Origin of the sequence: Pacificibacter marinus, assembly GCF_018860505.1 — a bacterium.
Classification (GTDB): domain Bacteria; phylum Pseudomonadota; class Alphaproteobacteria; order Rhodobacterales; family Rhodobacteraceae; genus Celeribacter; species Celeribacter marinus_B.
Genome location: NZ_JAHKPU010000002.1, coordinates 84829 through 93804 on the forward strand (window position 1 = coordinate 84829; position 8976 = coordinate 93804).

Consider the following 8976-nt stretch of genomic DNA (forward strand, 5'->3'; position numbering starts at 1 on the left):
CCAGGACCAGATTTATTTCCGGTGGTGGACGGGCCGTTCGTGGGGCGTGGGTTTGACATATCGTCTCCTCTTCGGTGTTCGATTTTCCACCTCGCAACTGAATGTCGCCAGGCATATGAAAGAGATAATTGCAGCCGCCCCCATACGTGAGGAAATCGGGGATACAGTTGCAAAACTGATTTTATGGGCAGCGAGAATTGGTCGTAAGATCACGCCTGCAGACCTGCCGCGCGCACTTGCTCAGGCGTCACCAGCTTTGACGCGATCAAGTCCTCGATCTGCCGGTTGGTGATGTGACGGCACAAGGGATGGCGCTCGTGGATCCACTCGGCGAGGCTGGCGCGCCCTTTGGCTTCGGCCACTCGCGCCTTCTCCCGGTCGGCCTGTATCTGGGCGAGCCTGTTTTCCCAACGCCGCATCTTGAACCAGTTGTCCGAGAAACAGACCTTGCTGCGCGTGTAGCCTTCGCTTTCCTTGGCATAGGCTTTGATCGCTTGCATCAGGTCATCAGGCTCTACCCCTGCCTTCAGGGCCGCTGCGATTAGGCGCAGACTGGTTCGCCGGTCTCGGATCCTGTCCTCGGGGTAAGCAGCCAGGATCTTCTCAACTTCAAGATCTTCAACCTCCTCCGCCGCCTCGCGCCTGCGCGTAGGTGGTTTATGGATGGTTTTAGGATGGTTTGGGGTCCACCGTGAACCCCGTACCCCGTTCACCGTGGACCCCGTACCGGGTTCAGGCTGGACGGGGTTCACAGTGACCCCCGTCTCAATCTCGGGCTCGGCCGTGGACTCAAACGCGGCCACGCGCTCCAGAACGATGCGGTAAATGACCGTGTAGCCGTTCTTGCATTGTCGCCGCCCGGTCTCGATCAAGATGCCTTCGCGTAGGAAGTCGATGATGGTGCGCTTGACCGTGCTCTCACTAAGCTCTGTGTGACGCTGGATGGTCCCCTTCGAGCACCAGATGCCTGAGCCGTCATCGCTCGCCTTGTCGGCCAGGAACATGATGATCTGCTTGCGCGCAGCGCTGCCAAAGCGACGCTCGGCGCATTCATTTGCGATACGCCAGCTCATGATCTCACCGCCAATTGGGTTGAGGTCAGACCGGAAATGCCATATGTTTGGAAACGGAAATATTCTTCTATGCCGTTGAGGTGGGTGGCCGCCCCCTCAGCGGTTTTTCTTTGCCTTTTCGCCAGAGCGGGAGACTGTGAAAAACCGTTTACTTGGGCCTCGTAACCTATTGAAAAGTGACCCTGAACGAAACAAGTCCGTTTACAATTATTCTCTTTGAAATTAGCAAAATTTTCCGGATTGCAAATCCGTGTACACCAGTTCGATTCTGGTACTCGCCTCCAATACTTAGCCGATTTCGGCAAAGTATTCTCAACATGGTTCTCAACATTCTTGATTTATCCTTGATTTGTTCCGAGCTTGTTGACGGCACTTGAAACAACCAACCTTGATCTGGGCCTGTAACGTTTTTGTGCCGTTCCAAATGCTTGTGTACAGCCTGTTCTAGTTACCGGCATCGTTCTGCATCAAATCATAAATTGTATTCATAAACTGTCCAAATTTGTCTGACTTGGAAAGCAATGTCATCATCTGTTTTTGCTGAGCTGCGTTGCTGTTCAGAATGGCCTCTTCCACGGCGCTAGGGAAATCCCCCAAAAGGGCTTGATCGCGAGTATTGTTCGCGATTTGAGCAATTACCTTTTGATTTTCCTTAACTTTCTCTTTGATTGTCCTCGCATAGCTAAGCATATCTGACTCGGTCAGTCCATCACCGGCGAAAACTTCGTTGAGGCGTTCTATAATCTGTGACAAGAATTCTTCTTGTTTGTCTCTGGCTTTACCACTGCCCAAGCCACTCCCAGGCTGAAGTCCTTCTGCGGCATCTGACGCAAGTTGAAGGTTTTGCTGCTTGATCTTCGACAAGCGATAATGGCTGAGCGCAATATCACCTAAATCCAATTCGTCTTCATCAATGTTTGCTTCGCGCAGAAGCGGGCCGAGTTGTCGCGCATAGATGCTAAGCTTCTCGAGATCCTTGTCGTCATAGTCCACGATTTGAGAAATGAATTCGTAAAAACGAACAAAGGTCCCAAGATCTTTCTTGAAGAGCTCTAAGGCATCCTTTTCCGTTGTGCATTGTTTCAGGGTCTGATCCGTGTTGGCGATCAAAACCGCATCGCCACTTTTCTTAGCCCGCTCAAACATTTCAAGGGCCATCTTATGAGCCTCTGTGGCGGACTTGTAGCGCGCCGTCCATCGATCAACTGCCGGTTTACAGATATTGGCGACAGCTGCGTTGCTCATGGTTTTCTTGAGGAATGCTTCACAAAACCTTTCAACTTCTGACCAGGTAAAAATACCAAAAGCCCGTATTTTTTCCGACAAGTCAAAAACGAGATTGGGATTTGAAACATCGATCAACTCTGCGGTCTGATAATATTCTTGGAAGGCCGCCAAAACCTCTTCTGGCTCATTGAAAAAGTCGAGCACATATGTGCCCGTGATGTCCTTACCCGGATACGTCCTATTCAGCCGCGACAGAGTTTGAACGCATTCCACGCCTGCCAATTTTTTATCGACGTACATCGCACACAGCTTAGGTTGATCAAAGCCAGTCTGAAACTTATTGGCGACGATCATGACCTGATAGTCTTCGGTGTCAAAAGCTTTGCGCATATCGCGACCTTTGAGATTGGGGTTCATATTCCCCTCAGTGAACTTTTCACCAAGCAGACCTTGGCTATTTGGATCACTGGTCCCAAACTCGACCTCACCCGAAAAGGCGACCATCGCATGCACTTTATCATAGCCTTTCTCGGTGATGTACTTGTCGAATGCCAGCTTATAGCGAACAGCTTCTTTGCGCGAACTGGTCACGACCATCGCTTTGGCCTGCCCGCCCAAAAGACCGCTGACGTTGTCTTTAAAGTGTTCCACAATCACACGCACCTTTTGCGATATGTTGTAGTCATGCAGCCGAACCCATTGGTTCAACCTGACCTTGGCCTTTTTGCTATCGACCTCTGCGTCCGCCTCTTGCGCCTTGAGCGCCAGATTGTAGGCCACTTTGTAGCTCGTATAATTCCGAAGCACGTCCAAAATGAACTTTTCTTCGATCGCTTGCCGCATGGAATAGACATGGTAGGCAACGGGCAGGTTCGTTTTTGATGGCGGCTCAGCTGGGTTCGGCACACGGCCAAACAACTCAAGCGTCTTAGTCTTGGGCGTCGCGGTAAAGGCAAAGTAACTCAGGTTCGTGGCCTTGCGCTTTGCCGCGACGGCCGCATCCAGAATATCCTCTGAGCTCAATTCCGTGTCATCATCATGCCCTTCCATCATCAACACAGCCTTGAGCTTGCCCGCTGTTGAGCCCGTCTGCGATGAATGCGCCTCATCTGCTATGATCGCGTAATTGCGCTCTTTCAGATTGGTGCTGTTCTCAATCGCCTTCAGAACATGAGGGAACGTTTGAATGGTCACGATGATGATCGGCTGCGATCCCTCCAACGCGGCGGCCAGCTTTTCTGACTTAGACCCGTCGCCTTCTGCGTGGTTGATACGCCCGACAACGCCGTCTTGATGTTCGAACTGATAGATCGTTTCTTGCAACTGATCATCCAACACCGTGCGGTCTGTTACGATGATCACGCTATCAAACACCTTCTTGGTGCCGTCAAACAGCGATGACAGTTGATGTGCTGTCCATGCGATCGAGTTCGACTTACCCGACCCCGCACTGTGCTGGATCAAATACTTATTGCCTGGCCCCTCGTCCCTGCCCGCCTTCATCAATTTTCCAACCACATCCCACTGGTGATACCTTGGAAAGATCATCGTTTCTTTCTTGAACTTGCGCCCCTCAAAGTCCTCGCGATCTTCGATCTGCAAATGCATGAACCGCGCGAGAATGTTTAGCAGCGCGTCAGGCTGCAGCACCTCGTTCCACAGATACCCCGTGGCGTAGCTGTTCTCATCTTCGGGCACGTCATTGCCTGCGCCACCCTCACGGGTGCCTTTGTTGAACGGCAAGAAATACGTGTCAGCCCCGTCCAGCTTGGTCGCCATATAGACCTCAAACTGGCTCACCGCGAAATGCACCAAGGCCCCGCGTTTGAAGGTCAACAGCGGCTCTGGCTTTTTGGTGGCCGGATCAATCGGCAGTCGGGTTTTCTTGTATTGTGTGATTGCGTTTTGCACCGATTGCTTGAACTCTGATTTCAGCTCAAGCGTCACAATCGGCAGACCGTTCACGAACAACACCAGATCGATGCGCCATTTCTTGGCCTGTGTGCCTTCCTCTGCCAGATGTTTGTCTGTGGCATAGGGGCTATAGACCAGCTCTGGCACGATGCGCAGGCGGTTTTGTTCGTAGCGCGCCAATGTGTCTGGGTTCAGGTCGTGTTCGGGCTTGAACTGGCACAGGCTGAACTTGGCGTTGCGGTCTTTGACACCGTGGCGCAGCACACCCAGCGTACCGAATGTGCGCAGGTCTTTGGACGTGGCGTTGGGGTCGGCTTTGTTGAGCTGACTGGCCACACGGTCCAACAGCTTGGCCTCTGGGTCATTTGGGTAATTCTTGCAGTGTTTTTGCCAAGCCTCATCTTGGGTGTCTTTGACAAAGCCGATCAGGTCTTCGGAATAGATCGCCAGCTCGCGATTATAACCGCTGGGCGTGCCAAGCTGCCAACCGCTGGCCACCATCTGGGCAATCATTTCGTTTTGAAAAATAACTTCTTGGGTCACGCCATGGGAAATGCTCACGCGGAGGCCTCCTTGGTTTGGTCAATCTCTTGTTTGGAAATATCTTGAGCAATAGAATTTTGCGCCCCCTCAGGCGCTTGCCAATCGCGCAGATCAATCTTGCCCGTCACCGCGGCAGAGATCAGCGCCGTGCGGCGTTCTTTGAGGAGGGTGATGGCGGATTGGGCTTTGTTATCTATTTGGTCAAAATAGCGGGACCTTAGCTTGACAGTATCGCATATCATTTTTTGTTCTTCATATGGTGGAATTGTGAGATTCATCCTAGCGAGAATGGAAATATAGATATGCTTGATAGTTGTGCCACCGGCATCAAATATCATCTTTTTTTGATAGATTTCAGCAGAAAGCAGCGATTCCAAATATTCGGGAAATATCTCATCAGGATCGACGCGTAGAAGAGCAATCGATTGGCTGATACATATCTCCTCTTCATCGCGAACTAATGCTACGCGCCCCAAGGTGCCATCTTTTGTAATAAGAATGTCTCCGATTTCTGGTTTGCTTTTTGGAGACAATTTAGTTCGGAATGCAAGGTCACTCGTTCTTCGTGCTGATTGGTAATTCACTGCACCAAACTCAATATCCGCTGCGGTCAACATATAGGGCCCTGCATCGGTGGTAGGCATTGGGTTCGTGAATCCATATGAGATATAGCTGCAAACCAGCCCAACTCGGCCAATCCGCCAATGCGCGGGAACATCGCCGAGCCAGTCGATGCCGGAGGGGCGCAGGGGGGCGGATTTGTCGAGACCCTTGGTCACGGCATGGCTGATCACCGCTTGGCGCTTTTCCTCAAGCAGCGCGATCAACCGCTCCTGCTTGGCAATCAACCCATCAATCTTGGCCGTCTCATGATCCAAAAAAGCCGCGATTTTGGTTTGTTCGGAGAGAGGGGGGAACGTCCATGTCTCAGATAGGTATGCGTTGCTATCTAAGTTCTGGATTCCCGTACTTTGCTTGACAGAACGCAAATTCAGATTGATCGAATAAGCAGTATGGAACGCATATGTTAGGAAGCTGCTATCAAAGTGTTCAAGAGGGGACATCTTTGCCACAAAATTTGATGTAACTGCTTCAAACGTTTTTTGGAACTGTACAACCTGACCAACCAAAGTTTTTTCGCCGCCACCGGATTTCTCAATGAGTAGATCCCCATAGCTCAGCTTGCGGTTCGCTTTTTCAGAAGGTCGTATGCTTCGAACTGAATATCCGTCGTCAACGAGCGATAATTTTGGTCGATCAAAATCTGCGACGCGAACTACGATAGTATCATTTGTCCCGCCGTCGGGATTATCGCCCCAAAATCCATTCACGCATCCATCAACAGTGCGCTTGAACTGAAATGTCCCCCACCCCTCAGGAATATCTCCCAGCCACTCCACACCAGAGGGTTTATACGCCGGATAGGGCCGATATTTTGCTTGTCCTGCGGCCATCACACATGCACCTCTTGCAGCAGCACCATGATCTCGGCGCTGACAGCGTCCAGTTCGGCGTCAATCTCGGCCAGATCGCGCGGCGGGGTGTAGGTATAGAAATGCCGGTTGAACGGGATTTCATAGCCAACGATGCCAATACCGCCATCAATCGCATCCACCTTGCCCGCGTCAATCCACGCATCTGGCACATGGGGTGCGACCTCTGCTGTAAAATACGCTTCGTTCAGCGCGTTCACAGGCCGCATTGGGTCCAGCGGCACGTTCTCATTATCGCGCAGATCGCCGTCGGGTTTGTATTCCACGACCTGCCCATCCACCGCGAACAGCCCATACAGCGGATTTGCGGCGGTGTTTTTGTGCACCTTCTTGACGACCTTTTCGGCCTTTGGGTTCTTCCAGCTAACCGCAGTGGTGATTTGTTTCTTGGCTGCGGTGTCCAGCTTGATCCCCGTCGCTTTGATCGCCGCGTCATAGCCGTTCATATCGTCATGCTGATCCGTGCCGATCTTGGCCTGCAAGGCCCGCGCCGTTTGCAAAATCGCCAGTTGGTCGCGCCATGTCTTTGGGTCCAGCGCATCTTTGATCTGTTTCTCTTTCAGCTCGGGGAACTCTGCCTTGATATGGGTGCGGATGTCGATTTCGTGATCGCTCAGCACGCCGTAATCCGCGCCGTTCTCATCCCAGCCTGTGCCATACTGTTCGTAAATCCACTCTGTGATGGCGTGCAGCGGTTTGGGCGCAAAGCGCAGAGGGGCGATACGATCATCGCTGAACTGATAGCTTTCGCGCAAGGGCCGCTCGATCGTTAAACGCCGGTAGCCAAACTCATGGGTGTGGAAGATCTTAGAGGCAAAGGTCTTGGGCGTGACCGCTTTAGGGGTCGCAGATTGCCGCCCCCGATTGCTTTTGGCGTCCTCGGGTTTGTCGAGCGTTTCCGCCTCGACAGGTTCGAAGTTTCCAAAGCAGCGGGTGATCGTGGCGATGTCGCCCTCATCCATCCATTTGCGTTTGGACCCCAGAGATTTGCGCATCTTGCTATACAGGTCAGTGCCATTGACCAGCTGCACCTTGCCCTTGCGTTCCGGTGCCTTCTTGTTCGTCAGCACCCAGACATAGGTCGAGATGCCAGTGTTGTAGAACATGTCCGTGGGCAAGGCGACGATGGCCTCAAGCAAATCGGTTTCAAGAATATGACGACGAATTTCGCTTTCGCCCGATCCAGCGCCCCCCGTGAAGAGCGGTGATCCATTGAGGATGATGCCAATGCGCCCGCCGCCTTCGTCCGTGTCGCGCAGTTTTGAGATCAGGTGCATCAGGAACAAAAGCGAGCCATCAGAGACGCGCGGCAAGCCAGGGCCAAAGCGTCCATCAAAGCCTTTGATCGCGTTCTCGTCCTTGATGTCTTTTTCGATCTTTTTCCAATCCACACCAAAGGGCGGGTTGGACAGCATGTAATCGAATTTGTCGTTGCCCAGTTGGTCCTGCGACAGGGTATTGCCCAGTTTGATATTGGTGACGTCTTGGCCCTTGATCAGCATATCCGCTTTGCAGATCGCATAGCTTTCTGGGTTCAATTCCTGCCCAAACGCCCGCATGACCGCTGCAGGGTTGAGTTGCATAACATATTCCATACCAGCGGATAGAAACCCGCCGGTGCCCGCTGTGGGGTCATAGATGGTGCGAATGATGCCGTCTTGGGAAAGACCCTTGTCGTCTTCCATGAACGCAAGGGATGTGGTGAGATCGACAATATCGCGGGGCGTAAAGTGTTCCCCTGCCGTTTCATTGGACCCTTCGGCAAAGCGGCGGATAAGCTCTTCGAACACCAGCCCCATGTCGTGGTTTGAAACAGCGTCAGGCCGAAGATCAGCGCCTTTGACCTGTTGCACGGCTTTGTAAAGCAAATTCGCATCACTCAGTTGCGCGATGAATTCCCCAAACTTGAAGTGCTCGAAGATTTCGCGTGCATCGGTTGAAAAGCTCTGAATGTAGCTTTCAAGGTTGTCTTTGATACCGCTGGCACCCAACGTCGCGAGATCCATTTTCGAAGTGTTGTAAAACGATAACGTCGAGGCGCGGAGCAATAGCTTTTCTTTGGCCTCTTCCGGCAACCCCATGCTTTCAATGCGATCAGCTTCTGCAAGAACATCTGCCTTGTGTGAAGCCAGCACACATTCAAGGCGGCGCAGCAGAGTGAATGGCAGAATAATACGGCCATATTGGCTCTGCTTGAAATCCCCGCGCAAGAGATCCGCAAGTGACCAAATGTAGGAAGCGAGATTGTTAGTAGATTGAGTCACGTTTTCCGCCCATATATAAATGCATTTTTGGTTAAGATCACCGTAGGTTGAAGACCATTTTTTGTATAGTCACTTACCGCTTACGGTTTGAACCTGCCATGAGGGCATGGGTTGAACATCACAAAGCGCTATTAGGCGATGGACAGGCCTGATTTTTGAGATTCTCGATATCTAAATGGGCGTCCCATATTGGCGCATAACGCCAGCAAGATTTGGAAAACAATTCCCGATTCAGTACGTGATGTTCAAGCAACACTAATAGCCCCTAATTTCGAGCGGCGTGAACGGCCCTGACCTGCTAATCATCAGTAACGCCTTCGCCTCAGTGGCGCTACGCCAAAGCAGCCATTCGTGCATCCCGCAGCATTTTCGGAGGATGAAGGTCTGTTGTGCGGACGAAGCCGCCGTTCATGATGAGATGAGTACCGTCAGAACTTGATCATTGTCCGTCGTCATATAAAG

4 protein-coding genes are annotated in these 8976 nt (G+C 51.9%); all 4 read right to left on the reverse strand.

Going from position 1 to position 8976, the window contains the following annotated elements; all coding sequences use genetic code 11:
- Nucleotides 1-209: 209 nt before the first annotated feature.
- The 4 genes from KO503_RS00410 to KO503_RS17685 all read right to left on the reverse strand — a co-directional run bounded on the left by KO503_RS00410 (nucleotide 210) and on the right by KO503_RS17685 (nucleotide 8514).
- Complete coding sequence (locus KO503_RS00410) at nucleotides 210-1073, reverse strand: hypothetical protein (RefSeq protein ID WP_215989627.1); 864 nt, start codon at nucleotides 1071-1073, stop codon at nucleotides 210-212.
- Between the two features lie 444 nt (nucleotides 1074-1517).
- Nucleotides 1518-4775, reverse strand: a complete 3258-nt coding sequence (locus KO503_RS00415; protein ID WP_215989628.1) for a type I restriction endonuclease subunit R — start codon at nucleotides 4773-4775, stop codon at nucleotides 1518-1520.
- Nucleotides 4772-6211, reverse strand: a complete 1440-nt coding sequence (locus tag KO503_RS00420) for a restriction endonuclease subunit S (protein WP_215989629.1) — start codon at nucleotides 6209-6211, stop codon at nucleotides 4772-4774. Before KO503_RS00420 ends, KO503_RS00415 begins: the two co-directional genes overlap by 4 nt.
- Complete coding sequence (locus tag KO503_RS17685) at nucleotides 6211-8514, reverse strand: type I restriction-modification system subunit M (RefSeq protein WP_303507115.1); 2304 nt, start codon at nucleotides 8512-8514, stop codon at nucleotides 6211-6213. The genes KO503_RS00420 and KO503_RS17685 overlap by 1 nt, the downstream gene beginning before the upstream one ends.
- Between the last annotated feature and the right edge of the window lie 462 nt (nucleotides 8515-8976).